Annotated in this window: 25 protein-coding genes; 15 read left to right on the top strand and 10 right to left on the bottom strand. The window is 65.3% G+C overall.

Annotation, left to right across the window (positions count from 1 at the left end; translation table 11 throughout):
• Positions 1–46: 46 nt before the first annotated feature.
• From ABIA70_RS15350 to ABIA70_RS15315, 8 genes are all read left to right on the top strand, one after another.
• Positions 47–442, top strand: coding sequence for an FKBP-type peptidyl-prolyl cis-trans isomerase (locus ABIA70_RS15350; RefSeq protein WP_354148436.1), 396 nt, complete (start codon positions 47–49; stop codon positions 440–442).
• A 116-nt stretch (positions 443–558) separates the two neighbouring features.
• Complete coding sequence (locus ABIA70_RS15345) at positions 559–2,541, top strand: helix-turn-helix transcriptional regulator (RefSeq protein ID WP_354148435.1); 1,983 nt, start codon at positions 559–561, stop codon at positions 2,539–2,541.
• Between the two features lie 10 nt (positions 2,542–2,551).
• Positions 2,552–2,902 carry a hypothetical protein gene (locus ABIA70_RS15340; RefSeq protein WP_354148434.1) on the top strand — a complete coding sequence of 117 codons (351 nt, stop codon included), beginning with the start codon at positions 2,552–2,554 and terminating at the stop codon, positions 2,900–2,902.
• Between the two features lie 32 nt (positions 2,903–2,934).
• Complete coding sequence (gene tatA / locus ABIA70_RS15335) at positions 2,935–3,225, top strand: Sec-independent protein translocase subunit TatA (RefSeq protein ID WP_108599376.1); 291 nt, start codon at positions 2,935–2,937, stop codon at positions 3,223–3,225.
• A gap of 48 nt (positions 3,226–3,273) precedes the next feature.
• Complete coding sequence (tatC, locus tag ABIA70_RS15330; protein WP_354148433.1) at positions 3,274–4,068, top strand: twin-arginine translocase subunit TatC; 795 nt, start codon at positions 3,274–3,276, stop codon at positions 4,066–4,068.
• 24 nt (positions 4,069–4,092) lie between these two features.
• Positions 4,093–6,999, top strand: coding sequence for a DEAD/DEAH box helicase (locus ABIA70_RS15325; RefSeq protein ID WP_354148432.1), 2,907 nt, complete (start codon positions 4,093–4,095; stop codon positions 6,997–6,999).
• Positions 7,000–7,045: 46 nt separating this feature from the next.
• Complete coding sequence (locus ABIA70_RS15320) at positions 7,046–8,701, top strand: amidohydrolase (RefSeq protein ID WP_354148431.1); 1,656 nt, start codon at positions 7,046–7,048, stop codon at positions 8,699–8,701.
• Between the two features lie 115 nt (positions 8,702–8,816).
• Positions 8,817–9,551, top strand: coding sequence for a polyprenol monophosphomannose synthase (locus ABIA70_RS15315; RefSeq protein ID WP_354148430.1), 735 nt, complete (start codon positions 8,817–8,819; stop codon positions 9,549–9,551).
• 118 nt (positions 9,552–9,669) lie between these two features.
• On the opposite strand, the gene ABIA70_RS15310 is transcribed toward ABIA70_RS15315, so the two are convergent.
• From ABIA70_RS15310 to ABIA70_RS15295, 4 genes are all read right to left on the bottom strand, one after another.
• Positions 9,670–10,017: an RNA polymerase-binding protein RbpA gene (locus ABIA70_RS15310; protein WP_003802221.1), complete on the bottom strand. Its 348-nt coding sequence runs from the start codon at positions 10,015–10,017 to the stop codon at positions 9,670–9,672.
• A gap of 262 nt (positions 10,018–10,279) precedes the next feature.
• Entirely contained in the window at positions 10,280–11,227 is a 948-nt protein-coding gene (locus ABIA70_RS15305) for an SPFH domain-containing protein (protein ID WP_354148429.1), read from the bottom strand.
• Between the two features lie 37 nt (positions 11,228–11,264).
• Positions 11,265–11,729 carry an NfeD family protein gene (locus ABIA70_RS15300; protein ID WP_354148428.1) on the bottom strand — a complete coding sequence of 155 codons (465 nt, stop codon included), beginning with the start codon at positions 11,727–11,729 and terminating at the stop codon, positions 11,265–11,267.
• Positions 11,730–11,841: 112 nt separating this feature from the next.
• Positions 11,842–12,726: a putative RNA methyltransferase gene (locus ABIA70_RS15295; RefSeq protein WP_354148427.1), complete on the bottom strand. Its 885-nt coding sequence runs from the start codon at positions 12,724–12,726 to the stop codon at positions 11,842–11,844.
• Positions 12,727–12,766: 40 nt separating this feature from the next.
• On the opposite strand from ABIA70_RS15295, the gene ABIA70_RS15290 reads away from it, so the two are divergent.
• Positions 12,767–14,797 carry a S9 family peptidase gene (locus ABIA70_RS15290; protein ID WP_354148426.1) on the top strand — a complete coding sequence of 677 codons (2,031 nt, stop codon included), beginning with the start codon at positions 12,767–12,769 and terminating at the stop codon, positions 14,795–14,797.
• Positions 14,798–14,809: 12 nt separating this feature from the next.
• On the opposite strand, the gene ABIA70_RS15285 is transcribed toward ABIA70_RS15290, so the two are convergent.
• The gene (locus tag ABIA70_RS15285) at positions 14,810–15,466 is read right to left on the bottom strand and encodes a peptide deformylase (RefSeq protein ID WP_354148425.1); all 657 of its coding nucleotides are present in this window, start codon (positions 15,464–15,466) and stop codon (positions 14,810–14,812) included.
• A 55-nt stretch (positions 15,467–15,521) separates the two neighbouring features.
• On the opposite strand from ABIA70_RS15285, the gene ABIA70_RS15280 reads away from it, so the two are divergent.
• On the top strand, positions 15,522–15,941 hold the full coding sequence (locus ABIA70_RS15280; protein WP_354148424.1) for a nuclear transport factor 2 family protein: 420 nt from the start codon (positions 15,522–15,524) through the stop codon (positions 15,939–15,941).
• A 27-nt stretch (positions 15,942–15,968) separates the two neighbouring features.
• Here the strand turns inward: ABIA70_RS15280 and ABIA70_RS15275 are convergent, their stop codons facing one another.
• The 4 genes from ABIA70_RS15275 to ABIA70_RS15260 all read right to left on the bottom strand — a co-directional run bounded on the left by ABIA70_RS15275 (position 15,969) and on the right by ABIA70_RS15260 (position 20,098).
• The gene (locus ABIA70_RS15275) at positions 15,969–17,159 is read right to left on the bottom strand and encodes an FAD-dependent oxidoreductase (RefSeq protein WP_354148423.1); all 1,191 of its coding nucleotides are present in this window, start codon (positions 17,157–17,159) and stop codon (positions 15,969–15,971) included.
• Positions 17,119–17,826, bottom strand: a complete 708-nt coding sequence (locus ABIA70_RS15270) for a class I SAM-dependent methyltransferase (protein ID WP_354148422.1) — start codon at positions 17,824–17,826, stop codon at positions 17,119–17,121. Before ABIA70_RS15270 ends, ABIA70_RS15275 begins: the two co-directional genes overlap by 41 nt.
• A gap of 13 nt (positions 17,827–17,839) precedes the next feature.
• The gene (locus ABIA70_RS15265) at positions 17,840–19,021 is read right to left on the bottom strand and encodes a type III polyketide synthase (RefSeq protein WP_354148421.1); all 1,182 of its coding nucleotides are present in this window, start codon (positions 19,019–19,021) and stop codon (positions 17,840–17,842) included.
• Positions 19,022–19,264: 243 nt separating this feature from the next.
• The gene (locus ABIA70_RS15260) at positions 19,265–20,098 is read right to left on the bottom strand and encodes a S1 family peptidase (protein ID WP_354148420.1); all 834 of its coding nucleotides are present in this window, start codon (positions 20,096–20,098) and stop codon (positions 19,265–19,267) included.
• Positions 20,099–20,387: 289 nt separating this feature from the next.
• Between ABIA70_RS15260 and ABIA70_RS15255 the strand changes: the two genes are divergently transcribed.
• From ABIA70_RS15255 to ABIA70_RS15240, 4 genes are all read left to right on the top strand, one after another.
• On the top strand, positions 20,388–20,858 hold the full coding sequence (locus tag ABIA70_RS15255) for a GyrI-like domain-containing protein (protein WP_354148419.1): 471 nt from the start codon (positions 20,388–20,390) through the stop codon (positions 20,856–20,858).
• Positions 20,858–22,303, top strand: a complete 1,446-nt coding sequence (locus tag ABIA70_RS15250; RefSeq protein ID WP_354148418.1) for a DUF5129 domain-containing protein — start codon at positions 20,858–20,860, stop codon at positions 22,301–22,303. The genes ABIA70_RS15255 and ABIA70_RS15250 overlap by 1 nt, the downstream gene beginning before the upstream one ends.
• A gap of 77 nt (positions 22,304–22,380) precedes the next feature.
• Entirely contained in the window at positions 22,381–23,241 is an 861-nt protein-coding gene (locus ABIA70_RS15245) for a universal stress protein (RefSeq protein WP_502917215.1), read from the top strand.
• Between the two features lie 13 nt (positions 23,242–23,254).
• Positions 23,255–23,728 carry a pyridoxamine 5'-phosphate oxidase family protein gene (locus tag ABIA70_RS15240; protein WP_354148416.1) on the top strand — a complete coding sequence of 158 codons (474 nt, stop codon included), beginning with the start codon at positions 23,255–23,257 and terminating at the stop codon, positions 23,726–23,728.
• Between the two features lie 17 nt (positions 23,729–23,745).
• On the opposite strand, the gene ABIA70_RS15235 is transcribed toward ABIA70_RS15240, so the two are convergent.
• Positions 23,746–25,647 carry a heavy metal translocating P-type ATPase gene (locus ABIA70_RS15235; RefSeq protein ID WP_354148415.1) on the bottom strand — a complete coding sequence of 634 codons (1,902 nt, stop codon included), beginning with the start codon at positions 25,645–25,647 and terminating at the stop codon, positions 23,746–23,748.
• Positions 25,648–25,714: 67 nt separating this feature from the next.
• Between ABIA70_RS15235 and ABIA70_RS15230 the strand changes: the two genes are divergently transcribed.
• Complete coding sequence (locus ABIA70_RS15230; protein WP_354148414.1) at positions 25,715–26,653, top strand: ABC transporter ATP-binding protein; 939 nt, start codon at positions 25,715–25,717, stop codon at positions 26,651–26,653.

Here is a 26,653-nt window from a genome sequence, read left to right as displayed (position 1 = left end):
TCCAAGGGTTTACCTGCGTCAGCAACCTCTAATCAAAGGAGCAACAATGTCATTTGGTCAGCGCAACTTCGACCGCCAGAAGCCGGAAATTGACTTCCCTGAAGGCGACGTCCCCAGCGAACTGGTCATCACCGACCTCATTGAAGGCGACGGTGCCGAGGCCAAGAAGGGTGACACCGTTTCCACCCACTACGTCGGCGTGGCCTGGTCCACCGGTGAAGAATTCGACGCATCCTGGGGCCGCGGCGCCCCGCTGGACTTCCGCGTGGGCGTGGGCCAGGTCATCCAGGGCTGGGACCAGGGCCTGCTTGGCATGAAGGTGGGCGGCCGGCGTCGCCTGGAGATCCCCTCTGAGCTCGCATACGGCTCCCGCGGGGCGGGCGGAGCCATCGGCCCCAACGAAGCACTGATCTTCGTAGTGGACCTCGTCGGCGTCCGCTGACCCCGGGACTTTCGCCTGAGCAAAGGCATTTGAAGGCGCGGTAACAATCAGGATCCGTTTTCCTGTTGTTGCCGCGCTTTCTGCTTTCCGCTGCGGACTTTAGTAACGTAGCCAGAGTGTCCGCATCCCGTACTGAACGACTGCTCAACCTGCTGATTGCCCTCCTGAACACCAAATACGGCCTGCGCCGCTCGGAGCTTCGGGAGAAGGTCTACCACGACACCTCCGGCAACGACATCGCCTTCGGCAGGATGTTCGAGCGGGACAAGAACGACCTCCGCCAATTCGGCTTCGACGTCGAAGCCGTCATGGACACGGGGTGGGAGGATGACCCCGCCACCACGCGCTACCGGATCGGCAAAGAGTCCAACCGGCTGCCTGATGTCCAGCTCAGTCCGGGGGAGTGGACGGTTCTTCTGCTGGCATCCCAGCTCTGGGAACGTGCCGCCCTGGGAACAGCGGCTGCAAGTGCCCTCCGGAAGCTCCAGGCCTCCGGAACCCTTGCCGACGTCGAACTTCCTGTTGGAGTCCAGCCCCGCATCAGGCCCGCAGGCCAGGCTTTCGACGATCTCGTCGCTGCCATGCACGCCCAACATCCCGTCCGGTTTCCCTACCTGGCAGGCAGCACCGGCCAGGAAGAACAGCGGACCGTGGAGCCGTGGGGCCTGGGGAGCCGGTTTGGGCACTGGTACCTGGCCGGCTACGACCGCTCGCGGCAGGCGGCGCGCCACTTCCGGCTCTCCCGGTTCACCGGCGCCGTCACAGTGCTGGACAGGGAAACGTACTCGCCGCCGCCGAACTTCAACGTCCGCGAGGCCCTGGCCCAGCTTCCCGAACTCCCACTCCAAACCGCCGTCGTGGACGTCCGGGCCGGGCGCCTCCTTGCGCTGCGCCAGCGGGCCACCGAGGACCCCGGCGGCAGCGCGGGCAAGCCCGGCGCCGGCAACGAACGGCTGAGCCTCAGCTTCAGGGACGTCGACGCCCTGGCCGAGGAGTTGGCCTCCTACGGTCCTGACGCCTTGGCTGTCGAGCCGGAAGAGCTCGTGGCCGCCGTTCGAACCAGGCTCCGCGGCGCAGCAGCGTTCTGCAGTGCTCCGGTACCGTCCTACCGGTTTGCTGACCCGGCACGGAACCGTCCGCTCCGGAAACGCACCTCGGAGGACCAGCTCAAGCGCATGCTGCAGCTGGTGCCGTTCCTGGTCCACAACCAGGGCCTGCACATCCGGGAGGTCGCCGCGCAGTTCGGCGTCACGCCCGAAGAGCTCGAAGGTGACCTGCGGATCCTCATCTGCTCCGGGCTGCCCGAGGGGTACCCCGACGACCTGCTGGACATCCACTGGGAGGAAGGCCATGTCTACATCACTGAGGACCTGGACCTCAAGAAGCCTGTCCGGTTCACAGTGGACGAGGCATGTGCGCTCCTGACCGGCCTGGAGACCCTCAACGGGCTTCCAGGCCTCGCCGAGGGGGGCGCCCTGGAGTCGGTGACGCTCAAGCTGATGGCGGCCGCGGGGGAACAGGGCCTGCGGGCCGGATCGCTCGCCGGTCCCGAAGTGGGACCCGCCGACTCGGCTGTCCTTGAGATTGTCCGGGATGCGATCGAGGCCCACGCCCAGCTGCGGCTCGTCTACCTTTCGGCCCAGCGCGATCAGGTGTCCGAACGGGATGTCGACCCGTTACGCCTGTATTCGCTGGACAACACCTGGTACTTCGAGGCCTACTGCCACTCAGCCCAAGGACTAAGGAACTTCCGGCTGGACCGGATCCGGGACGTCCATCCCAACGGTCAGCCCGCTTCCACCCAGGTGCGGGCCGCGGAAGGGTTCCCGGCGAAACTTTTCACACCGAACGACGACGACACCACCGTTCTGGTGCAGCTCACCAGGACGGGGGCCGGGCTGGCTGATGACTACTACGCCGAACGGGTGGCGCCCTTGCCGGACGGCGGGCTCGTCGCTGAGATCCGGTTCGGCAGCACCGCCTGGCTGCCGATGCTTGTAGCCCAGCACGGTGGTGCTGCCCGCATCCTCGAACCTGCTGACCTTGCGCAAACGGCGCGGGATTGGATCGAGGCCGCTCTGGCACGGTACGGCGGCTAGACTCTTCAGCATGCCTTGGTGGTCCTGGATCCTGATCTGGATAGCGCTCGTTGCGCTCTCCCTGCTTTTTTATGTCCTGCTGGGCATCCGCCTCTACCGCCAGTTCATGGCCACGGTCAAGGATCTGGGCGCTGCGGGAGAGAAAATCGGCCACCTGGCGCCGCTCCCGGCCGGCCCCGGGGAGGCCCGGCCGTTGGCGTCCGTTCCGCCCGGAGCGGCCATTTTTGCTACCCGGGCCCGGATGCGACATGATTACGACGCATCCAAGTCGTCCCGCCGGGAGGACCGCCGCCAGAGGCGGGTACAACGCAAGACCGACCGTGGCCAACCGCAGTCGCTTCGCGATCTGGATTTCAGTTAGACGTAGGATGTTGTTAGAGGAAAGGATTTCCCGTGGGAAGACTCTTTGATGGCCCGTGGCCAATTGTCATTATCATCGTCGTTGCGTTGCTGCTGTTTGCCGCGCCCAAACTCCCTGCCATGGCCCGCAGCCTTGGCCAGTCTATGCGGATCATCAAATCCGAGGTCAAGGAGATGAAGAACGACGGCAAGACTGAATCCACCCCCGACGCCTCGGGTCCGGTGGAAGGCAAAGTTGTGAACCACCCGCAGGCGAAGCCTGCACCTACCCAGCCCGGCGAGCCGACTGACGGCACTGACGTACCGCCGTCGAACCGCGCTTAACGCACAGTGGCACTGACGCGGGGCCGCAAGTCCAACCCTGAGGGGCGGATGGCTCTTTGGGACCACCTCAAGGAGCTCAAGAACCGGCTGATCAAATCGGCTATTGCCGTGCTGGCTGCTGCCGTGGGCGGCTGGTTCCTCTATGACCCCGTCGTGACCTCCCTGTCGGAACCCCTGGTCTCCATTGCGCGCGAGACCGGGCGCACTGCAGTGCTGAACTTTGCCACCATCGCGGATCCTTTCGCTTTCAAGATCCAGATCGCCATCCAGATCGGCCTGGTGATTTCCAGCCCGGTCTGGATCTACCAGGTGTGGGCGTTCATCACGCCCGGGCTGACCCGGAAGGAACGTGGCTACACCCTCGGCTTCATGGCCGCAGCAGTACCCCTGTTCCTGGCAGGTGTCTTCGTTGCCTGGCTGGTGTTCCCCACCGTGGTGCGGGCGCTTCTTCAGTTCACGCCATCCACAGGCGCCAACAACATATCGGCCACCGACTACCTCACGTTCACCTCGCAGATGCTGCTCATCCTGGGAATCTCATTCCTGGTGCCTGTGATTCTGGTAGGCATCAACATGGCCGGCGTGGTCCGGGGCAGAACCATCCTCAAAGCCTGGCGGATCATCGTTTTCCTGGTCTTTGTCCTTGCCGCGCTGGCGGCACCGGGTACGGATGCCCTGTCCATGTTCCTGCTTGCCGCCCCGCTGCTGGTCCTGTTTTTCGCTGCGATCGGCCTGTGTATTTTCAACGACAAGCGGCGTGATGCCCGGCTGGCGAAGCGCGCTGCCGAGACCGACGCGACAGCTGACACCCCGACGCCCGGCAGCGAACTGAAAAACCTGTAGCGCGCGGCGCACTAGGCTTGAGGTATGTCTATCTCCGAGCCGCTCTCGCCCTCTGAAAGATACCGGGCCAGCGCGGAACGCACCGCCGAGGCAGGCACCTATCTGGGCGGGTTCGTCCGCACGCTCGATTTTGAACTCGACGATTTCCAGCGCCTGGCCTGCAGGTCCCTGCAGGAGGGCAGGGGAGTGCTGGTGGCAGCCCCCACCGGCGCAGGCAAGACCATCGTGGGTGAGTTTGCCATTTACCTCGCCCTGGAACGCCACCTCAAGGCTTTTTACACCACTCCCATCAAGGCACTGAGCAACCAGAAGTTCACCGAACTCGCCGAGAAATACGGCGCGGAAAATGTGGGACTCCTGACGGGTGACACCAGCATCAACGGTGACGCGCCGGTGGTGGTCATGACCACTGAGGTCCTCCGGAACATGCTTTACGCCGATTCGGACACCCTGGATGATCTTGGGTTCGTGGTCATGGACGAAGTCCACTACCTCGCGGACCGGTTCCGGGGCGCTGTCTGGGAGGAAGTCATCATCCACCTTCCCAGCGAGGTCCAGGTGGCGTCGCTCAGCGCCACCGTGTCCAATGCGGAGGAGTTCGGTGCCTGGCTCGACACCGTTCGCGGCGATACGGACATCATCGTCTCCGAGCACCGGCCGGTGCCCCTGTGGCAGCACGTGATGGTGGGCCGGCAGATCGTGGACCTGTTTGCCGGCGAAACCACTTTCGATGAAATCGCGCCACCGGCCGACGCCGAGACCGGCGTGCCGGTGACGGCCCCCGTACCGCCGGACCAGGCAAGGACTGACACATCACGGCCCGGATTCGAGGTCAACCCGGACCTGCTGGCGATGGCACGAAGCGAGAGCCAGCAAAGTTTCAGCGGCCGTTTCGGGCACGGCGGGCGCAGCCAGCGCCGCCAGCACCGTCAGCGCGGAGATGACCGCCAGTCCCAGGCAGCCCCGCAGGGCGCTGTCCGGAAGGCCAGCCGCCCCCAGGTGATCGCCAGCCTTGACCGCCAGGACCTGCTGCCTGCCATCACGTTCATCTTCTCCCGGGCCGGCTGCGATGCAGCGGTGGCCCAGTGTGTCTCCTCCGGACTGTGGCTGACCACGGAAAAGGAACAGCGGATCATCGCCCAGCGCGTGGATGAGGCCGGACAGGACATCCCGTCCGATGACCTGGATGTCCTGGGCTTCTGGACGTGGCGGGACGGCCTGCTGCGGGGGTTCGCGGCCCATCACGCGGGGATGCTTCCAACGTTCAAGGAAGTCGTCGAGAAGCTCTTCGTCGAGGGACTCGTCAAGGCTGTCTTCGCCACCGAGACCCTGGCCCTGGGCGTCAACATGCCGGCGCGCTCCGTGGTGCTCGAGAAGCTGGACAAGTTCAATGGGGAAGCCCATGTGGACATCACCGCCGGCGAGTACACCCAACTTACGGGCCGCGCCGGCCGCCGCGGCATTGACGTCGAGGGCCACGCCGTTGTCCTGTGGCAGCCGGGTACGGATCCCGCTGCCGTGGCAGGCCTCGCCTCAAGGCGGACCTATCCGCTGAATTCAAGTTTCCGGCCGACCTACAACATGAGCATCAATCTCCTGGCCCAGTTCGGCCGCGCCAGGGCACGCGAGATCCTTGAATCGTCCTTTGCGCAGTTCCAGGCGGACCGGTCGGTGGTGGGGCTCGCGAAGCAGGTGCGCAGCCGGGAGGAGTCCCTGGCGGGCTACGCGAAGTCCATGACCTGTCACCTGGGTGATTTCACCGAGTATGCAAGGCTGCGCCGTGAGCTGTCCGACGCCGAGAACATCACCACGCGCAGCACCTCGCGTGCACGAAAGTCCTTGAACGAAGACTCCCTGGCCCGGCTCATGCCCGGCGATGTGGTGGACGTCCCGGGCGGCCGCGCACCCGGGCCGGCCGTTGTGCTGAGCTCCGACCACGTCGGCCGGGAGCCCCGGCCTGCTGTCCTGACGCTGGACAACCAGCTCCGGAGAATTGGCACAGAGGACCTGGAAGGGCCCATTGCGCCGCTGACCCGGATCCGGATCCCGAAGTCGTTCAACGCAAAAGTGCCCAAGTCACGGCGGGATCTGGCGTCCTCAGCGCGGAATGCCCTGCGCGAGAACCGTCCGCCGGCTCCGGGCCGCAGCACCGATTTCGGCCTGGGAGCGGTCCTGCCAAACCAGGAAAAGCGGATAACGGAGCTTCGGCGGGCACTGCGGGCCCACCCCTGCCACGGCTGCAGCGAACGCGAGGACCATGCGCGCTGGTCAGAGCGCTGGTGGAAGCTAAGGCGCGAGACAGACGCCCTGGTTCGCCAGATCCAGGGCCGGACCAACACCATTGCCAAAACCTTTGACCGCGTCTGTGACGTCCTTTCGGCGTACGGCTACCTGGAAACGGGCACGGACGGGCGGCTGTCGATCAGCGCCGACGGCCAGCGGCTGCGCAGGATTTACGGCGAGAAGGACCTGCTGATTTCGCAGTCACTGCGCCTGGGCGCCTTCGACGACCTGGACGCCGTCGAAGTGGCAACCCTCGCAACCGTGCTGGTCTACCAGGCCAAACGCGAGGACAGGGGACTGCGCCCGAGGATGCCCAGTATTTCGCTGGAAACCTCCGTGGACGTGGTGATCCGTGAGTGGTCGGCGCTGGAGGACGTGGAAGAACAGAACAAGCTTCCCTTGACTGGCGAACCTGAACTGGGACTGATCTGGCCGATGTACAAGTGGGCCAGGGGGCGTCACCTCCAGGATGTGCTCAGTGGCACGGATCTGGCGGCCGGCGACTTTGTCCGCTGGGTCAAACAGGTCATTGACCTCCTCGATCAGCTCGCCAAGATCCCGGGACTTGATCCGCGCCTGGCGCGGCTGTGCGCCGAAGCCATCTCCCTCATCCGTCGCGGCGTCGTCGCTTACTCTTCAGTCCTCTGATCTACCGGCAGCCAGCTGCCCATCCCAGTCCCAGGAGCTTGCCTGCATGAACAACGAACCTTCACCCGTGCCCGTCCCGCAGGAGCGGAAGGTGGTCCTGTACCGCAACGGCTCGGTGTACACGGCCGCGGACCCGTTTGCCACCGCCATGCTGGTCGACGGCGACACCGTTGCCTGGGTCGGCTCCGAGCAGGCGGCGACCTCCATTGCCGACAGTTCAATGGAGATCATCGACCTGAAGGGCGCCCTCGTTGCGCCGGGGTTCGTGGATTCCCACGTCCACCTCACGGAATCCGGAATTGCGCTGGGGGGCCTGCAGCTCGGCGGGGTCCGCTCAGCCCGGCAGCTGCTCGACGCCGTCGCCTCCTTCCAGGGGGAAGGACCGGTGTTCGGACATGGGTGGGATGAGTCCACATGGGCGGACCCGGCCATGCCGGCAGCCGATGAGCTGGAGCGTGCGGCCGGCGGCCGGAGCGTGTTCCTGTCCAGGGTCGACTCACACTCTGCCCTGGTGTCCTCCTCCCTGGCCGCTGCCGCCGGACTTTCAGGCCTCGACGGCTTCACCTCCGAAGCACAGGTCAAAAGGGCTGCCCACACAGCGGCCCGCCAGGAGGCGCGGCGGCTTCCGGAGGCCACCCTCCGCAGTTATCAGCAACGCGCCCTCGCTGAGGCGGCCGAAAACGGCTACGTTGCTTTGGTGGAGATGGCCGCGCCCCATATCGGCGGAGTATCGGACCTCCGGGTCGCTGCAGCCTGGAACACCGCCGACGGGCCGGCGGTGCCCGGGATTCTGCCGTATTGGGGGGAGCTTGCCGCCTCCGAGGAGCATGCCCGGACACTGCTGGAGGGGCTCGGCGTCCAGGTGCGCGGGCTCGCCGGCGACCTGAACATTGACGGATCCCTCGGCTCCCGGACCGCAGCCGTGCGTTCCGACTACAGCGACGCGGCAGGGGAGCGGGGAAGCCTCTTCATCTCTGCCGAGCAGGCGGGGGCGCACCTGGCGGCCTGCTCGCTGCTGGGCATCCAGGGTGGCTTCCACGTGATCGGCGATGCGGGCCTCGATGCCGCACTGAAGGCATTGGAACTCGCTGCGGCGGAAGTGGGGGAGCAGCGCATACGCGCGGCCGGCCACCGCTTCGAGCATGTGGAAATTGCCGACGCCGACGCCGTTCAGCAACTGGCACGGTACTCGGTCACCGTCAGCGCGCAGCCCGGGTTCGACGCGGCATGGGGGCACGACGGCGGGATGTATGATCAGCGCCTCGGCAGCCGGAGCCGCTCAATGAACGCGTTTGCCTCGTTCTACGCCGCCGGTGTCCCCATCTGTTTTGGCAGCGACAGCCCGGTGACACCTCTGCGTCCGTGGTCCAGTGTCCGTGCGTGCCTGGAGCACCACAACCACGACGAACGGATCTCCGCCCGTGCAGCCTTCCTGGGCCACACCCGGGCAGGCTGGCGTGCTGCCAAGTACCACAATCCGATGGCAGGCCAACTGGTTCCGGGCGCGCCCGCCAGCTTTGCGGTCTGGGACGTTGAAGAGCTGATGGTCCAGGTTGCGGACGGCCGCGTGCAGTCGTGGAGCACCGATCCCCGTGCCCGCACACCGCTGCTGCCGGCGCTCGACACGGGCGCCGACCCTGTCTGCCTCCAGACTGTGAAAGACGGCGCAGAGCTGTTTTCGAGTCCTGCCCTGCGTTCCTGACCAGTAAGTCAGGCCCTTTCAAACCGATCGCCCTATAATGGGTAGTTGCGCCTGCCGGCAAGCTACCCAGCTGCTGATCAGCCGCTCCGACCGCTCCCGTCCAGGAAGGCCCTTTGTGCGCGTCCTCACCATCATTCCGACCTATAACGAGTTGGAATCACTGCCTAAAACCCTGCAACGCCTCAGGGCAGCCGTCCCTGCCTCGGACGTGCTGGTGGTGGACGACAACAGCCCGGATGGGACCGGACAGCTCGCTGACAGCTTCGCCGCAGAGGACCAGCAGGTCCACGTTCTGCACCGCAAGGGCAAGGAAGGCCTGGGAGCGGCGTACATCGCCGGCTTCAAGTGGGGGCTGGATGCCGGCTACGAGGTGCTGGTCGAAATGGACGCCGACGGCTCACACCAGCCGGAGCAGCTTCCCCAGCTGCTGGAAGCCGTTGAACAGGGCGCAGACCTTGCCATGGGCTCACGCTGGGTTCCGGGCGGCAGCGTGGTCAACTGGCCGCTGTACCGGCAGGCCATCTCACGCGTCGGCAGCACCTACGCCCGGCTCATGCTGGGCCTGAAGATCAAAGACGTTACCGGCGGCTACCGCGCCTTCCGGCGGACCACACTGGAGAAGCTCAACCTGGACCTGGTCGATTCGGTCGGCTATGGCTTCCAGGTGGACCTGGCGTGGCGGGTCGCCAAGATGGGGCTCCGGATTGAGGAGCGTCCCATCACGTTCGTCGAGCGTGAGCTGGGGGCATCGAAAATGAGTGGCAACATCGTAGTTGAAGCAATGATCAACGTGACCAAGTGGGGCCTGCTGGCACGTTGGCACAAGCTCACCGGCAAAAGCGGAGCGTAGCAACAGAGCCCGGAAGCAAGAAAGGCCGGCCCGGCAACGTGATCACGTTGCCGGGCCGGCCTTTTCTTTGCCGTTCGTTCAGGCCGCCTTAATCAGCGGGCTGTGCCAACCGGTTCTGTCAGGCACTGCGCCGTTCGCCGCGACGCTCGCGCAGGATGGTCAGCCGGTCTTCAAGGATCTGTTCCAGCTCCGGGAGGGAGCGCCGTTCGAGGAGCATGTCCCAGTGGGTGCGTACAGCCTTTTCGTTGCTGGTGTCAGGGCGTTCCCCATCCACGAGAAGCGCTTCCTTGCCGGTCTTGGAAACCCACACAGGAGGAATTTCTGCCTCGGAGGAGAAGGTGACGAAAACCTGCTCGCCGTCCTCGCACCGGTATTCGACACGCTGACGCGGGGCCGGCTCAACGCCGGACTCGGTCTCCATGCTCTGCGCGCCAAGGCGCATACCCCGCAGGCTGCGATCGCTCATGTTTTCTCCCTCTGGTCGGTTCGCGGAGCAAGGCTCCACGCAGGCCGGCGCGACATTACCGCTCCGGACTTCGGTGTTAACTGTCCTGCATCATAAGTTTCAACGCATTGCGCAGCATTCTTGTTCCAGTGGATCTGGTCCGACCGGACAAATATCCAATTATACACCGCACTGCGCAGCAAAATGCCGCCCCGCCACCCAATGCGCGATCCGCATAGAGAGCGGGGCGCCCGCAGCAGCCCCTGCAAAGGAGCAGGCCGTGTCAGGACCCAGGTTGCTTCACAGGTTCCTCATCGAACAGGCTGCCGCCGGCGCGTGGATCAGGATTGGTACCGCCCAGTGCGTTGCCGATGCCTTTGAGGGCTTCGCCCACTTCGCTGGGGATGATCCACAACTTGTTCGAGGAGCCTTCAGCCAGCTTGGGCAGTGTCTGCAGGTACTGGTAGGCCAAGAGCTTCTGGTCCGGGTTGCCCTTGTGGATCGCGTCAAAGACCTTCTGGATGGCCTGGGCCTCACCGTCGGCACGCAGGATGGCCGCCTTGGCATCACCCTCTGCCGCCAGGATCGACGCCTGCCGCTGGCCTTCAGCCGTAAGAATGGCGGATTGCTTGGTGCCCTCCGCGGTGAGGATTGCAGCGCGGCGGTCGCGTTCAGCCCGCATCTGCTTCTCCATCGAGTCCTGGATGGAGTGCGGCGGATCGATGGCCTTGAGCTCGACCCGGGAAACCCGGATACCCCAGCGGCCGGTCGCCTCATCCAGAACGCCGCGCAGCTGTCCGTTGATCTGGTCACGCGACGTCAGCGCTTCCTCAAGGTTCAGGCCGCCAACCACGTTGCGCAGGGTTGTGGTGGTTAGCTGTTCCACGGCCTGGATGTAGTTGGCGATTTCATAGGTGGCAGCCCGCGGATCGGTGACCTGGAAGTAAACCACTGTGTCGATGGACACAACGAGGTTGTCTTCGGTGATGACCGGCTGCGGCGGGAAGGAAACCACCTGTTCCCTGAGGTCAAGGAGCGGCAGGAGCCTGTCCACGAACGGGATGAGGATGGTGAGCCCGGGGTTGAGTGTCCGCTGGTATTTACCGAGCCTTTCAACAACACCGGCCCTCGCCTGCGGGATGATCCGCACCGAGCGGACCAGCACAATGATTACGAACACGATCAGGACCACCAGCACTATGGCGAGGGCGGCTCCTCCGGCGTTATCCATACTTCTCCTTATTCCCCAGTTGTCAGTGAAGCTGTATTCAGGACGGGTTTGCCGGCTCCGGCGGGGCTGCCACCACGGCCGTGGCGCCATCGATGGCGGAGACCACGGCTTTCTGGCCAGCGGGCAGGACGGCCCCTGCGGACCGGGCGCTCCAGACGTCTCCGCCGATCTTGACGAGGCCGCCGGTGGAGCTGACGGCTTCCATCACCAGGGCCTGCTCGCCAATGAGCCGGTCCACGTTGGTGCGCTGTTCGGTGGGTCCCTTTTTCAGGTGGCTGAGGGCTACCGGGCGGACGAAGGCGATCATCAGCAGTGACACGACACAGAAGATGACAATCTGCAGCCACAGGTCAGCGCCGGCAAAATCAGCCACGAGTGCGGCGAGGGTTCCGCCGCCGAGCATGATAAAGAAGAGGTCCAGGGTGATCATCTCGATCACTGCGAAGGCGAGGAAAGCGGTGAGCCACAGGGCCCACCAGTTTTCGCCGAGCCATTCAAACATTCCGTCCCCTTCGACCGCGGCCGACCCTTTCGGTAACTGTCCCTTCATCCTAGTCCGCGGAAAGCGGGGCTGCAGGGCGCCGGGAGGACCGCCGTCGAACGTGGCCAAGTCGTTACGATGCTGCCGTCGCCCGCCGGAAGACGCTGATCCTGAACCTGGCTTCCACCGCCGTGGCCCCGCCTCCTGTGCCGAGGCTGGAGACCAGGGCCGCGCGGTCGAGGTGATGCCCGGCAGGACCCATGAACGCGAGGTCGGCAATCTCCCCGGGCGTGAGCATCATTCCTATATCAAGGTCCCGGACCGTATCAGCGACGAAGTGCCCGGACAGGGACTCAGCGAGCCTGGTGTCCTTGTCTTCCGCGATTCCCAGCATCCCTGTCCTCGCGGCCACCGCTGCCAGGTGCCCGGCCCGGGGCGTCACCACTATCAGCCTGCCGCCCGGACGGAGGACACGGGCGAATTCCGCTGCGTTGCGGGGCGCAAAGATGACCGTTACGGCGTCGACGGCGGCGTCCGCAATGGGTAACGGCTGCCACACGTCGCAGGCGAGGCAGATGGCCTCCGGATTGAGCCGGGCGGCGCGTCGCAGGGCAAACTTGGAGATGTCAAGCGCAAGGGCAGTGCAGGTGGCGCCTCTTCGGCTGACCTCATCGAGGACCACCCGGAGGTACTGGCCGGTCCCTGTGCCGGAATCGAGGATGGTGAATCCGCCCCGCCGGGTTAACAAAGGGGCGACGGCGGCCGCAACGGCCTCCGCCAGGGGACGGTAGTGCCCCGCGTCGAGAAAATCGAAACGGGAAGCCACCATCCGTGCACTGTCTGCTTCGAAGACTGTCCCCTTGCCGACCAGCAGGTTGTAGTACCCCTGCTTGGCGGCATCGAAGCTGTGCCCCGATGCGCACACCAGGGCCCGTTGCGGCGCGCCGGGGCCGTCCACAGGCTGCAGCGGCGCACCGCAGACGGGGCAGCGCAACGGCGTGGGAGGGGACGAAGGCATAGGCACCATCTTAGGTGGCCGGCACGTTAGGCTCACGTGGGTGAAGCCAGAACACCTCCCCTTGCTGAATTCAGTCTCCGCCCCCGCAGTCCATCCCGATGGCAGGCGGGCTGTTGTGTCCGTGACCAGGCCGGATTTCGATGCTGACTCGTATGTGGGCCAGTTGTGGAACGTTCCGCTGGACCAGGAGCAGCTGCCGCGCCGGATCACGAGGGGCTTCCGGGACACCGACCCGGCGTTCTCTCCGGACGGGTTGGTCCTTGCGTTTCTCCGCACTGACGGCCCGGCTTCGAAGGCGCAGCTGTGCGTCGTGGAGGCGGCCGGCGGCGAACCCCAGGTCATCACCGACAGGCTCCTGGGCGTGGAGGACTTCGCCTGGTCACCTGATTCCCACCGGATCGTTTTCTGCTCACGGGAGCCGGAAGCCGGACGGTACGGCAGCAGTGAGGCAATCACGCCCGAGGCGGAGGAGCCGCGGTTCATTTCCACCCGTCAGTACCGGCTCAATGGTGTGGGGTACACCCGTGATAAGCCGCGCCGGCTGTTCGTCATGGATGTCCCTGAGCTGGGAGGCGAGCCGCAGATTCCGCCCCGGAGCCGCCAACGAGCGCAGGACACGGGTGTTCAGGGCGCAGCGGTGCCTGCCGCCCGGTTACTGACGCCGTCCGCCGCGGATCAAAGCGGTGGCGTTTTCAGTGCCGACGGGGCCTGGGTCTATTTCATCGCAGAACAGCCGGAGCACGACGGGGACCTGTCCACCAGCATCTACAAGGTCCCGGTCACCGGCGGCGAGCCGCTGGCCGTGGAGCCGCCGGGCAGTCCGGACCGCATGGTGCTGGCAATACGTCCCTCGCGGGACGGTAAGTGGCTGTTCTACATTGCCCGGGACCTTGGCGGATCGGGCAGGGATTTCGTGGCCCGCAACGCCGTGCTGTACTGCCTCCCGGCCTCCGGAGGCCGGGCGGAAGCCCTGAGCGACCCTGAGGTAATGGACGTCTCAGCCCCGGGAGGGCGGATCGAACTCAGGGGCCCTGACCGTGCCCTGGTGCTCAACAATGCGCAGGGTTCAGTGGAACTCCTCGAACTCGGAGCCACCGGCGGGAATGCCCTCCTGGTGCACGGGGACCAGGTGGTCTCCGGAGCTGCCTGGGCGGGCGGCTCGCTTTTCGCCGCGTTCAGCGGTCCCTCCACGAACGGGGATCTCGCCGTACTCGACGACGGGCAGTTGCGGCTGCTGACCGACTTTTCCGCAGCGCTGCGGAACCAGGCTGACCTCACTGTGCCGCAGGAACTGACCATCGACGGGCCGGATGGCTATCCGGTGCACGGCTGGCTGGTCCGGCCTCCTGGCAAGGGTCCCCATCCGGTTCTCCTGAACATCCATGGCGGTCCTTTTGCGCAGTTCACTGTTGCGCTGTTGGACGAAGCCCAGGTCTACGCGGCAGCCGGGTACGCGGTGCTCATGTGTAATCCCCGCGGCTCGGCCGGTTACGGCCGGGAGCACGGCCTGGCCATCAAGGGCCGGTTCGGCACCCTCGACATGCAGGACGTCATCGCGTTCCTGGATGGCACACTCGCGAAATTCCCGGTACTTGACTCTGGCCGGGTGGGAATCATGGGCGGCTCGTACGGCGGGTATCTCACCGCGTGGACGATTGCGCACCACCACCGGTTCGAGGCAGCAATCGTGGAGCGCGGCTTCCTGGATCCGGTCAGCTTCGAAGGCTCCGCCGATATTGGCTGGTACTTCGGCCGGGAGTATCTCGGTGTGTCAGCGGCGGACGTTGAAGCCCAAAGCCCGTTCCACCACGTGGACCAGGTGCAGACCCCCACCCTGGTGATCCACAGCGAAAACGATCTCAGGTGCCCGCTGGAACAGGGCCAGCGCTACTACACGGCCCTGAAACGTCAAGGAGTGGAAACCGCGCTGCTGGTCTTTCCCGGTGAGGACCATGAGCTTTCCCGTTCGGGGAGACCGCTGCACCGCCGCCAGCGCTTTGAACACATCCTGCGCTGGTGGGCAAAGTTCCTCCCGACGGCTCAAAATCCGGCAGGCAAAGCAAAGGGCTGACGGTCACGGAGTTCAGGGCAGAAAACCCAGGGCTGCGCGGGCCTTTCCGATCCCTGGCTCAGCCCAGTTGGCAGCGTACTCGGCGTTCCCGCTCAAGGAACGCAGTTCGGCGAGGTCCACGTAGAGGACCCCGTGCAGGTGGTCAGTCTCGTGCTGGACAATCCGGGCCTGCCAGCCTTCGAATTCGCGCTCCGCGCCCATTCCATCGGGGGTCTGGTACTGCAGCAGCACGCGTTCATGGCGGACTACCACCGCCTGCAGGCCCCTGAGTGAGAGGCATCCTTCAAAGAAGGCGGCGGTCTCACCTCCGACCGGGCTGTACCGCGGATTGATGATGGCCAGAAAGTCCAGCGGGGTGCGGTGGCGTACCGCCGCCGCCTCCGGGTCGACGTCGAACCGGTCCTCCAGGACCGCCAGTTGAAGCGGGATCCCGAGCTGGGGTGCGGCAAGACCCACGCCGGGGGCTTCGTGCATGACCCGGCGCATCAGGGTTATCAGCTGCTCGAGTTCCCCGGGGCTGATCTGGCCGTCGAAGGGTACAGCCTCTTGGCGGAGCACAGGGTGCCCGGCCTGGACAATGGCCGGCAGGGATTCTGCTGAGAGCAACTCCTGCACGCATTCCCGGAGCTGCGCAGGACTGAACGGCGTGGGCGGCGATGCGGGGATCATGATGAAATCCTAACCGGGAAGCGCGGGTTGCTGCCGGTCAGATAGTGTCGACGCCATGGCTGAACTGATCGCGGCAGACCCCGCACCACGGGAGCACGTCCTGGAATTTATCCGTATTCTCGAGGACGGAGGGGGTGGCGCGGCCATCCGGCCCTTCCTGGCCGAAGACTTCGTCCTGTTTGAGGCGCCGCACCTGCTCGCTCCGGAAGGCTCAACCCGGACCCTGGGGCAGGTGCTTGCCGGGGCGGATCAGAGCGGCCAGGTGGTGGCCGGTCAGAAGTTCGGGATCCGGCGGATCACGTGCGAAGGCGGCCGGGTTGTTGTCGAGGCCGACTGGTCCGCCACGGCGCTGATGGACCTGCGGTATTGGGATGCGGGGGACACCATTCGCGCCCGGACGTCATCAGTCTTCGAAGTCCGCGGGGGCCTGATCGTCAGCCAGGACAGTTACGACTGTTACTTCAGGGATTCCTGACCGGAGCGGCCCCGGCACCCCGGAATCTCACTGCATGGTGAACCGCCGCGCCACCAGCCTGTTGGCTGCGGGGATACCGGCAACTGTCCCCAAGGCGCGGTTCCGGACTGCAAGGAAGGGCTGCGGCAAGGGGCGCCCAAGCGTCATGTTCAGCTCTGACTGCCATCGTGCAAGCCTGGCTGCTTTGCTGCGGCAGGCGGCGTAGTCCCGGAGGCGGCGCCCGACGGGTCCCCCTGCCAACGCCATGCAAATGACCGGCGCAAGCGCGGCGGCATCGAGCCAGCCAAGATTCATTCCCTGGCCCCCGATTGGGCTTATTTCATGGGCCGCATCACCGATCAGGACCGCCCGTCCCGCCACGGGCCGGTACGCCAGAGCGGAGTGCGGGCTGAAGGCGCTGAGCATCGTGTTGGTGGCCGGATCCGGCCCGGCTCCGGTGCGGCGGTGCAGTATCCGGGCCAGCTCCCCGGCGTCGACATCCGGGGCAGGACGGTCCACTCTGGCCACCCAGCGCCGGATCCCGCCCGGGAGTGGAAACGATTCCACGATTCCGCCGGCTTCGAGATACAGCACAGCCTCCTGGCGGTGGTTGCCGTCAGCTGCGAAATCACCCATGACGTAGTGGTCTGGATAGCTCCTGGCGATGGTCTTGATTCCCAGCAGCCCGCGCACCAGGGACCGGGAGCCGTCGGCAGCAACCAGGAGCGCCGCAGACAGCTGGTAGGCGGGACGTTCACTACCCGTGCCGCCGGGAGTGCGGCCGCCAACCGCCACGGTGACAAGGCCGCCGTCGTCCGCAATTCCCGTGACCCGGGCGCCCCTGACCAGTGCCAGGCTGTCCAAGTCGTTCACGCGCTGTTCCAGCATGGTTTCCGTAGCGAACTGGGGGAGCGAGAGGACGTACGGGAAGCGGCCCGAAACATGGGCGAAGGACATCGACCCAACCGTTTTCCCACCGCTCCTGGCGACGCCGCCGCGGATTTGCACCCCGGATTCCACCATGGCCTCCGCCAAGCCAACCTTCTCCAGCACGGCAAGGGCCGGCGGGTGGACGCCGATGGCCCGTGAATGCCGGTCGCGCCCGCTCCGCTGTTCCAGGATCCTCACGCCAACTCCCTCCTGAAGGAGCAGTGCGCCCAAGTAGAGACCCACCGGACCGCCGCCAACGATCAGTACGTCAATCATCGGCAAGGGTCCGAAGCGGATTGTCCGGGACATGCTTGAGCACCATGTGGAAAGGGGAGTGGGGCCCGACCCACCAGCCCGGGGGAGCGGCAGCACGGAGTTCGGCCGGCTTGTAGCTGCGGCGTATCGAGACCAGGCCGTCGGGCCGGATGAAAGAGCCCCGGAATGGCAGGGATGCGAGAGCGAACAGGCCGTAGGCTGCCCCGCTGCGGCGGAGGTCGTTGTGCAGGGAAAGCCGTTTTGCCAGTTTTTGCGAGTCTGCCAGGACCACTGCCAGTTCGGCCGGCCGCAGGTGGTGGACGACGTGGTTTGAGATCACGACGTCGTACCGGCGGCCTTCGCGCACAAGGTCGCCGCTGGCGGCCTGCCGGAACCGCACGGACGGGTTGGCCGCCTGGCGGGACGCATGCGCGCAGGCCCTCTCATCGGGATCGATGCCGGTGATCTCCACCTTCAGCTTGTCCCGGGCAGACCAGTTGGCGAGCAGCCGGGCAACATCCCCTCCGCCGCATCCGATGTCCAGGACGGTGGTGACCTGGTCCGGGGACATGAGGGGGCGCAGTTCCCGGACATAGAGCATGCGCCAGCCGGAAAAGAGCCGGTTCACCAGGCCGAACTGCCGGTAGGTCCGCTCGAGTTTCACGGGATCACAGTCCGGCCGGTCCATCATTTCGACGGCGTCGGCCGCGCGTTGCCGCATCACAAGCAAGAGATCAGGCCAGGGACGCCGCGGCCGCCGTTCCCAGGACGTGGGGAGCGCCGCTCACCTGCCGGAGCTTGGTGAACAGGCCGGTCTCCACCGTGAGTCCGGGGCCGAACGCCATGGAACAGATACGTTCTTCGCCGTCCACAGCGGGCTGTTCCAGGATATGACGGAGGACAAAGAGCACGGTGGCGCTGCTCATGTTGCCGAAATCCCGCAGCGTATCCCGTGCCGGAACGAGCTGCTGGTCCGTCAGCTCGAGGCGGGACTGGACCTTATCCAGGATGCTCCGGCCACCCGGATGAATGGCCCAGTGGCTGATGTCCCGGTAGGGGAGTCCGACCAGCGAGGGATCCCGGTCCAGAAGCGGCTTGAGTGCGCCGATGATGTGGTCATCGATGATGTGGGGGACGTAGTTGCCGAGCACCATTTCGAAGCCGTGGTCCCCGATGTTCCAGGCCATGGATTCCTCGCCCACCGGCGTCAGGACTGTTTCGAAGTGATCGAGCTGCAGCAGCGCCGGCGCCTCCGGGACGTCCCTGGCGGTCACGATAGCGGCCGCGGCGCCATCTGCGAACAGCGCCGAGCCCATGATGGTGTCCGGATCGTTCGATGTCCGCACGTGCAGGGAACACAGCTCGGCACATACCACCAGGACCACCGCCTGCGGATCGGCCTCGCAGAACGATTTGGCGGCGCGAAGGGCCGGAAAGGCGGCGTAACAGCCCATGAATCCGAGGTGATAGCGCTGGACGCCGGGGTCCAAACCCAGGGCGCGGACAATCTTATAGTCCGGGCCGGGGTTGAAGAAGCCTGTGCACGAAACGGTCACCACATGAGTTATGTCAAGTGGTGTGAGATCCGGGCAGGCGTCCAAAGCAGCCTGGGCGGACTCGATGAAGAGCTTGGTTGCCTGTTCGGCGAATATTTCGTTGCGGACCTGCGTGGTGGGGTTCAGCACGAGGCCGGTGGCCGGATCGAAGAACTGTGGTTCGTCCGAGCGGAATGCCATGGTCATTTCTTCAACCGCTGTGTGGCGGGTATCAATGGCAGCCGAGTCAAAGCAGGTGTTCACCAGCCTTGATCCCAGCCTGGTGAGCCCGGGCTGGGCAGCAAAAACGTCCCGGGCCTCGGATTGAACCAACACGGTGGGCGGAACAGCGGTTTCGAGTGAACGCAGATAGACCGTCATTGGTTCATTCTTGGCGAGCACCGTGGATTAGACAATGGCCGGGGCCGATCCTGCTCAGACGGCCACCCGATCAGGCACGCTTCACACTGCTCCCACGCACGTAGGTAAAACGCCGATAATGTACATTATGTAAAGTAAAGCAGAAATGATGCAGGTGGTGCCGCTGGGCACCACCTGCATTCCCACAACCATCAGACGGAGCTCCCCCGGCCGGAATCCACCAGATGTGTCGTCAGCGGCTGGTCATAAGTACGGGGTCAACCAGTCCTGCACAACCGGGATGTCCACGCGCTGGTATCCGCCAAGGTAACGGCAGTTCGCCGTATAGCCGTAGCTTGTGACTGCCACGAGGTAGCCGTTGAGGAATACCGGGCCGCCCGAGTCCCCGAAGCACGTTCCGCCGCCTCCGCGGTTATCGTTGGGATTGCCCTGCAGTTGCAGGATCTGCGGCGTGAGCTTCTGGCCAGGTGCCGTGGTGTAGCGGCGGATCAGCGGGTAGGACATCGGCTGTGGCTTCTGTGGTCCGCTCTCGGGCTTGCGCACTTCCGTGCCGTAGCCGACGAGTTCAAAGATGGTCCTGTTGAGAACGGGTGAGTCGAACTGATCGAGGTAACCGACCGGCGCGAGTGTGGCCGGCGTAATTCCGGTGACCGGCTCGTCGAGCACCACGATTCCCACATCATTCCAGTTGGCGAGGTCAGTAAATCCGGAGTACTCGGGATGCGCCGTGGGCGTTCCCCACACGTAGCCGGCTGCCTCCAGCTCCTCCGGGGTGTATCCGGTGCCAGGATCCGCGGCAACGGGCAGCGGCGACGGCGGCTCCTCGGCAATAACCGATTCGAAGGTCACGAGGGTGACGCCCGCGGTTCCTTCGGTGCAGTGTGCCGCCGTGATGAGGACGGTGGGCGAGATCAGCGTGGCGGAACAGCGGTACCGCAAATGATCGGCCGCATCGTAAAAGGCGATCATGCCGACGTTCGGGTGACGGTTGCCGTCCGGCTCGCCGCCGGTGATAGCTGTGGCAGGCAACGCGCCGGTGACGGTCAGCGTCAACGCCGCAGTTGCGACAAGCGCCAACCTCCTGAGTGTGCGAAACATCATCCTGGCCTTTCCATCGTGGTGGGACACGCCAACTCGCTGCCCTTGGTAGCTGGCCTATGCCTGGCACCATGTTGGCCGGGGTGTTCATCATCCGCCCGGCTTCTGTGGAACGTCAAGAGTGCGTTAGCGGGGATTTTCCGAGGTCAGGTCCGCAATGCCACTCCCCCGCGCTTCGCCACCGCCCGGGGAACCGAGAGCCGGGCTGAGGCGATGCAAATGACCTTTGGCCCTGTCTCCAGCCGGTTCAACGGCCGATTCTGGTTCTATGAACGCCATGACCCCGGAACCCAGGATGATCCAGTGCAGTGAGCAGCCAACCGCCGTCGTGCGCGAACGCGTGGCCATGGACGCGCTGACCGAGTTCTTCGGCCGCGCCTACGCCGCGGTGGCAGCCGAAACCCAGCAGCAAAACGTCCAGATCGCCGGACCTCCCTTCGCCCTCTACCGCGGGACGCCCACGGAAACGGTCGACGTCGAAGCCGGCTTTCCGGTCATGGGCACTTTCGCGGCGAGCGGGACCGTTGTGAGCAGCAGCCTCCCCGCAGCCGAGGCATACGAGACAGTGCACACCGGACCGTATGACACTCTGGAAGGCACTTACACGGCTGTCCGGGAACACATGAAAGCGGCCGGCAAGACCCCCTCGGAAACGATGTGGGAGTACTACCTGAACGGTCCCCCGGACGAACCCGATCCACAGAAGTGGCAAACCCGGGTCGTGTGGCCGGTGGCCTGATGCTCAGGATAACCAGGCTGCTCCTCCTGGTGTTCGCACTGCTTGTCGGCGGCGCCGCGGCAGCCGTCGCAGTGACGCCCGTGGACGTCGTTGTGGAGGACCGCGCAGGAGTCCTTGACCGCAACACCCTGCTGCCGGCCATCAATGCGATCGAGTTCCACTCCCCCACCAAAGTGGCCGTATATACCTACAACGGCAGCGCCGCGGACAACCTCAATGAAGAGGTTCTCAGGTTCGCCCGGGCGCAGCACCCCGAGTGGATCAGCGCGGACGGGCAGAAATGGGCCGACGGGCTCTACATTTTCGCCCTTGACCCCGTGGGCAGGCACGTGGGCACCTACATGGGCGAAGACCGCAAAGTCTCACTGGACCAGCGCGACGATATCCAGAACGCCACCAAAGACCTCCTGCGCGATGCCCAATGGACCGATGGCACCATCGCCGGGATCCGGCGGGGGGCCGAACTGATCAACCAGCCCTGGTACCGGTCAGCGGCCTTCACGGTCACTGCCTGGGTTACCGGAGCGGCAGCCGCGCTGGGCGCGGGCGCGTGGCTGATTGTCCGGGCGGTGACCCGTGCCGGCACGCGGAAGGAAGTGGAACGCGGAGACCGGAGCTACGCCAGCGTGAGCACGGACCTGGACGTCACGGAACTGAATGCAAGCACGATCCCCGATGAATCCCGCTACGGCAGCAGCGTCCTGGAAAAGCACCGCACGTTCCTCAACCGGTACAACGCCGCGACGGAACTCTCGAACCGGGTGCATGCCCTCACGCCGCGGGCCATGAGCAGAAGATCCAGCCTGAAGCTCGCGCGGGAGTATGCCGATGCGGCCGCTGAACTGGATGCCCTGGACGATGTCATTGCCGACAGCAACGCCCTCCTTAACCGGGGCAGCACCTGGCCCACGGCGTGGGACCGGCAACTGGCACCCTTCCGCAGTGACCTCGCGGGGCTTGAACAGCTGCTCAGCAAACGCAACGGGCAAGGAGACTCAGCCACCGCCGCGGCCCTGAGGTCCTTCAGGGACCAGAGTGTGCGCGAAATAGAGCGCCTGACAGCCCAGCTCACCGACGGAACGATCACCCCCGAAACGGCGCTGGACCGCCTGCGCGACGCCCGTGCCCACTTGTCCACGCTCCTGAAGAACCACGCTGAAACCGTCATCGAGGGCTTTGCCAGGACCGAGCGGGAAGCCAACCTCATGCGCAAGGAAATGCAGACGGCGCAGGAGGGCCTGGACCACGGCCGCAGGCGGACCTATGAGCCGAGCATCCTTGGAACGGTTTACCCGTCCTACTACTTCTTTTCGGTTCCCGTCTTCAACTCAGGCTTTAATACCGGCGTCGGAAGCGTCAATGCGGCCCGCGGCGGTGGCGGCACCACCGGCTACGGCAGCAGCGGCGGGAGCTTTTCCGGTTCCGGCAGCTCCTCGAGTTTCTAGGTGACTTTTGGCCCTACAGGTCCCCACTGTTGCACCGCAGGCTGGAAGTCCACGCAACAGAAAGGCCAGCCGTGTTAATGTCCAAACCGATCGCCGTCGCCACCAACGATTCCGAGCAAAGCCAGGCGGCGGTGACGTGGGCGGCACAGCGGGCTGCCCGCGCCGGCCTGCCCCTGGTCATCCTTCACGTCGTTGACGTCCGCTGGGTCGCGGAGCCAATCCCCTGGACCGGGGTGCTCATGGAGAAGGGCGAAGAGCTGCTTGAAACCGCCGCCGGGCGCGTCAGGGGCACCGTTCCGATCGACATCACAGTCAAGGTCCTCGAAGGCAGCGTGGCAGGCACGCTCGGCAAGTATTCAACGAAAGTATCAATGCTGGTAGTGGGATCCGGGGGCACCCATCTGGGCGGGTCGCTGACGGACCGCGCGCTTCAGGTGGCCGCCGCCGCCAAGTGTCCGGTGGCCGTCGTCGGACTGCACGGCGGGGAGGGGCGCAGCGGAGTTCTGGTGGGTGTTGACGGCTCTGAGGAATCCACCCAGGCTGTCGCCTTCGCTGCCGCCGAGGCAGACCGGGAGGGCCAGGAGCTGACCGTTTTGTACGCCTTCAGCGGCCCCAACCGCTGGGTCAGGTCCGGCCTGCCGACCAGCAGCCAGGCCGAACTGATTGTCGAAGAAGAACAGATCGTACTGTCCGAAGCAGTTTCCGGCCTTCGCGAGGACTACCCGGACCTTGTGGTGCACAAAGTCCTGGAAACCGAGAAGGAGCCTGCGCAGGCCCTCGTGGACGCCGCCGCCACGGCACAGCTGCTGGTGGTGGGGAGCCGCGGACGGGGCGGCTTCAAACGGCTGTTGCTCGGTTCCACCGCACATGCGGTACTGACCCACTTGCCATGCCCCACGGTAATCACTCCCATCCGACGCGTGAAACTCGAAAAGTAGGTGCCCGGCCAGCATGGACAGCAACGCATCAGAACCGGAAACCGAGGTACTGGACATTCATGACTGCTGGAAATACCTCCGCTCGGTGTCAGTAGGCAGGATTGCCGTGACCACCGACGCCGGACCCGAAATCTTCCCTGTGAACTACGTACCCGACTACGGCACCGTCATCTTCCGGACCGGCCCGGGGACCAAACTGGACGCGGTGCTCGCCGGCGGTCCCCTCGCACTGGAAGCGGATGGCCTCAATACCTTCGGGACCATTGCCTGGAGTGTCATCGTCAAGGGGACTGCCAAAGTTGTGGGCGCCGAGGAAGACTTCCGGGAAGCAGCCGAGGCCGGACTGGCTCCGTGGGAGCCCGGCAGCAAGGAGCATCTGGTGCGGATAACGCCGTCGGACGTCAGCGGCCGCCGGTTCGTCATCACTCCGCCCGGGCGCTGGTGGCAACCACTGGACAGCCAGGGACACTTTCCGCCGGACAGGTGAGGGTACGACGCCGGCACTCACCGAGCCGCCCCGACGCTGACACGGTTGCGTCCCACCGCCGTCGGACGTCCCCTTCCGCCGCCGCGGAGGGCACGGAGGGCGTTCAGGATCGTGGCGAGATCGACCAGTTCCTGCAGCAGGGCGCCCGCCACGGCTGGAATGTAACCGAATACTGCCGCGATCATCAGGCCTATGCTGAGCACAATCCCGATCCAGATGCTCGCCAGCGCTATGCGCACCGTGCGCTGGCCGATATCGACGGCCAGCGCCGCCTTGTACAGGTCATCAAGCATGATGACGACGTCGGCCGACTCGCTCGCCGCTGTTGAGCCTTTGGCACCCATGGCGACCCCGACATCTGCTGCCGCCAGAACCGGGGCGTCGTTGACACCGTCCCCCACCATCATTACCGGGCGCTCCCGCAGGCCTGCCACCACAGACACCTTGTCACCCGGGAGGCAACTTGCCTGGAACCGGGAGATCCCCGCCTGCGACGCGATTTTTGCGGCCGTGGCCTGCGCGTCGCCCGTGAGCAGCAGGGTGTCCCGGACTCCCAGCCGGCGGAGATGGTCAAGCGTAACGCGGGCATTGTCCCTCAGGGGGTCACTCATGATCAGGGCTCCCGCGAAGAGGCCGTCGACGCCCACGTAGACCGCCAGCTGTCCCCCGGCCACGTCGGCCTCCTCGAACCCCGCAGTGACGGAATGGACAAACTCCGGCTTGCCCACCACCACCGTCTGGCCCCCACAGACTGCTGTGACCCCCTCTGTGGCATGTTCGGTCGCGTTGTTCCCCGGAAGCAGGTCAAGGCCCCGGTGCCGGGCCGCAGCAATCACAGACGACGCAAGGACGTGGGAGGAGTACTGCTCTGCCGACGCGGCGAGCTGCAGCAAACGGTCCTCGGAGATCAGCGCCGAAGGTGCGGCCGGGATCCTGACGGCGTGCAGCGTGGGCCGGCCGTGGGTCAGCGTGCCTGTCTTGTCGAAGACTGCCGTCCGCACCCGGGCAAGCTGCTCCAGCGTGCCGCCGTTCTTGATGATGATTCCCGTGTGCGCAGCCCGGCTGGTTCCCGCAAGGAAAGCCACCGGAGCGGCGATAAGCAGGGGGCAGGGGGTAGCGACAACGAGGACCTGGGCGAAGCGGCCCGGGTCCTGGCTGAAATACCATCCCAGCCCGGCCAGGACGAAGGCGAAAAGGGTGAACGGAACGGCGTACCGGTCGGCAAGCCGGACCACCGGCGGCCGGCTCGACGCCGCCTCCTGGACCAGCGCCACGATCTGGCTGTATTGGGAATCCGCCGCAGTGGATGTGGCCTCCAAGTGCACGGCATTCTCGCCGTTGACTGAGCCGCTGAGCAGGGCATCGCCCTTCACATGTTCGGCAGGAAGGCTCTCCCCCGTCAACGAGGATTCGTCGAAAGTACCTGTCTCCCTAAGCAGTAGGCCGTCCACGGGCACCACTTCGGAGGGTTTGACCAGGAGGACGTCCCCAGGGCGGACCTCGCCTGCCGGGATGTCCTGTGGAGGAAGGCCAGGCTGTTCCCGGTGGGCGGTCTGCGGAACGCGCTCAAGCAGGGACCTGAGTTCGCGCGTCGCACGCCCCTGGGCGATCACCTCCAGCGCTTCGCCCCCTGAAAGCATCAGCACGATGATCAGGGCCGCCACGTACTCCCCCACTGCGACCGTTGAGGCGATGGCGGTTACGGCAAGGAGATCGATTCCCCACCTGCCCTTCAGCAGCGCCTTGACCATGGAGCCGGACCTGAAGACGGCAATTGCCAGTGCGTAGGCGCTCGCCAGCCACTGGGCTGCCGTCGGTTGGCCTGCGGCAAGCAGCCCGGCAACAACCAATCCTGCAGCTACTGTGGCCGCCACCAGGGGGAAGCGCACAACCAACGTTCTCAGCGCGGCGAGGGTCATGACTTGACCATAATGCCCCCGGCAGACACTGCCAAAGGTCTTCGGACCTAAGCGATAGGCTCAGTGCATGGCAGACGTACTGGCGGTCAGCGGCCTGGTCAAGCGTTACGGGGAACGGACTGTGGTGGACGGCGTTTCCTTTCACATCCGGGCGGGAGAAACGTATGGGCTTCTTGGTCCGAACGGCGCAGGCAAAACCACAATTATTTCCATGGTGGCCGGCTTGATCCCTGCCGACGGCGGGTCCGTGCACGTTGCGGGGGAAGCCATGAACCCGTCCAGCACTGTGCCCAAGGGACACATCGGCCTGGTGCCGCAGGACCTTGCCATCTATCCCGACCTGTCGGCGCGGGAAAACCTGCGGTTCTTCGGCAGCCTCCAAGGGCTTCCCCGCAAGGAACTCAGGTCCAGGACCGACGAGGTACTCGAGCTCATCGGCTTGGCCGACCGCGCCGGTGAACAGGTCAAGAAGTTCTCGGGCGGGATGAAGCGCAGGCTGAACATCGGCATCGGCCTGCTTCACCGGCCGGCGCTGCTGATTCTGGACGAACCGACCGTCGGCGTCGATCCCCAGTCCCGAAACTCAATCCTGGAGTCCGTGGAGGGCCTGGCCACCGAGGGCATGGCGGTCCTTTACACCACGCACTACATGGAAGAGGCGGAACGGTTGTGTGACCGGATCGCCATCATTGACGAAGGCCGTTTCCAGGCCGAAGGCACCAGGGACCAGCTGGTGACGCTGACCGGCGGGCTGGACCGGATCAATCTTCGCGGAAGCGGCAACACCCGCGCGGCAGCAGCGGTGTTGCGGGAAGCGCCGGGAGTACAACGGGTCGACGGCGACGGGACGGGTCTGGTTCTCACAGTCCGGGACGGACCGAGCATCCTGCCGGCCCTCCTCTCCGGGGCAGGGAACGCGGGAATGGCCCTGACGGCGGTGGAGATAGCCCGGCCCGACCTGGAATCCGTGTTTCTCCACCTGACCGGCAAAGCGCTCAGGGACTGA

This window comes from Arthrobacter sp. 754 (assembly GCF_040548695.1).
Classification (GTDB): domain Bacteria; phylum Actinomycetota; class Actinomycetes; order Actinomycetales; family Micrococcaceae; genus Arthrobacter.
Note: the sequence above shows the minus strand (reverse complement) of the source record. Positions and strands in the feature narration are given on the sequence as shown.

Coding starts and splice junctions, on each gene's coding strand:
- ABIA70_RS15350 (WP_354148436.1), top strand. CDS start 47: ATGTCATTTGGTCAGCGCAACTTCGACCGCCAGAAGCCGGAAATTGAC.
- ABIA70_RS15340 (WP_354148434.1), top strand. CDS start 2,552: ATGCCTTGGTGGTCCTGGATCCTGATCTGGATAGCGCTCGTTGCGCTC.
- tatC (WP_354148433.1), top strand. CDS start 3,274: ATGGCTCTTTGGGACCACCTCAAGGAGCTCAAGAACCGGCTGATCAAA.
- ABIA70_RS15325 (WP_354148432.1), top strand. CDS start 4,093: ATGTCTATCTCCGAGCCGCTCTCGCCCTCTGAAAGATACCGGGCCAGC.
- ABIA70_RS15320 (WP_354148431.1), top strand. CDS start 7,046: ATGAACAACGAACCTTCACCCGTGCCCGTCCCGCAGGAGCGGAAGGTG.
- ABIA70_RS15310 (WP_003802221.1), bottom strand. CDS start 10,017: ATGAGCGATCGCAGCCTGCGGGGTATGCGCCTTGGCGCGCAGAGCATG.
- ABIA70_RS15305 (WP_354148429.1), bottom strand. CDS start 11,227: ATGGATAACGCCGGAGGAGCCGCCCTCGCCATAGTGCTGGTGGTCCTG.
- ABIA70_RS15300 (WP_354148428.1), bottom strand. CDS start 11,729: ATGTTTGAATGGCTCGGCGAAAACTGGTGGGCCCTGTGGCTCACCGCT.
- ABIA70_RS15295 (WP_354148427.1), bottom strand. CDS start 12,726: ATGCCTTCGTCCCCTCCCACGCCGTTGCGCTGCCCCGTCTGCGGTGCG.
- ABIA70_RS15285 (WP_354148425.1), bottom strand. CDS start 15,466: ATGATCCCCGCATCGCCGCCCACGCCGTTCAGTCCTGCGCAGCTCCGG.
- ABIA70_RS15280 (WP_354148424.1), top strand. CDS start 15,522: ATGGCTGAACTGATCGCGGCAGACCCCGCACCACGGGAGCACGTCCTG.
- ABIA70_RS15275 (WP_354148423.1), bottom strand. CDS start 17,159: ATGTCCCGGACAATCCGCTTCGGACCCTTGCCGATGATTGACGTACTG.
- ABIA70_RS15270 (WP_354148422.1), bottom strand. CDS start 17,826: ATGCGGCAACGCGCGGCCGACGCCGTCGAAATGATGGACCGGCCGGAC.
- ABIA70_RS15265 (WP_354148421.1), bottom strand. CDS start 19,021: ATGACGGTCTATCTGCGTTCACTCGAAACCGCTGTTCCGCCCACCGTG.
- ABIA70_RS15255 (WP_354148419.1), top strand. CDS start 20,388: ATGAACGCCATGACCCCGGAACCCAGGATGATCCAGTGCAGTGAGCAG.
- ABIA70_RS15250 (WP_354148418.1), top strand. CDS start 20,858: ATGCTCAGGATAACCAGGCTGCTCCTCCTGGTGTTCGCACTGCTTGTC.
- ABIA70_RS15245 (WP_502917215.1), top strand. CDS start 22,381: ATGTCCAAACCGATCGCCGTCGCCACCAACGATTCCGAGCAAAGCCAG.
- ABIA70_RS15240 (WP_354148416.1), top strand. CDS start 23,255: ATGGACAGCAACGCATCAGAACCGGAAACCGAGGTACTGGACATTCAT.
- ABIA70_RS15235 (WP_354148415.1), bottom strand. CDS start 25,647: ATGACCCTCGCCGCGCTGAGAACGTTGGTTGTGCGCTTCCCCCTGGTG.
- ABIA70_RS15230 (WP_354148414.1), top strand. CDS start 25,715: ATGGCAGACGTACTGGCGGTCAGCGGCCTGGTCAAGCGTTACGGGGAA.